We start from the raw sequence: 538 nt of genomic DNA, 5'->3' as shown, positions 1-538 counted from the left end.
CCCACATTCCAGGCAACAAGCGTGCGCCCAGTGCCGAAATCCCCAGCCACAACAACACCGTAGCCCAAAGCCATTGAAACCGCTGTGCGCGAAAAATAAATGCCAACGATACCGCAGCATACGCGACGGCAAACCAAAAATCCAAAGAAACCATCATGAATACTGCAACTCGCCTTCAAAAACGGTTTCAGCAGGGCCGGTCATTTGCACATCGCCGCCTTCTTCCCAACTGATAAACAGTTCGCCCCCAGGCAGAGTAACACGCACAGGCGCACCCGCTTTCAGCAAGCCATTGCGCACGCCTGCCACCACGGCCGCACACGCTCCAGTGCCGCAAGCCTGAGTTTCCCCCACCCCGCGTTCAAACACGCGCAGGCGGACTGACAACTCATCTTCAACCTGCAAAAAGCCGACATTGACCCGTTCAGGAAACTGCTCGTGCGATTCAATAGCGCCGCCCCAATGCTCCACCGGTGCGGTTTCAACATTATCAACCAAAATTACCGCATGCGGATTACCCATATTCACACAGCTTACC

Annotated in this window: 1 protein-coding gene; it reads right to left on the bottom strand. The window is 55.0% G+C overall.

Annotated elements, in window-relative coordinates:
• Positions 1-153 precede the first annotated feature (153 nt).
• Positions 154-538: diaminopimelate epimerase (gene dapF, locus ACTHUM_RS18390; RefSeq protein ID WP_440403734.1), on the bottom strand; the 385-nt coding region annotated here is incomplete at its 5' end.

This window comes from Neisseria sp. P0021.S006 (assembly GCF_051956895.1).
The sequence above is the reverse complement of the archived record's forward strand: the minus strand, read 5'-3'. Positions and strand labels throughout refer to the sequence as shown.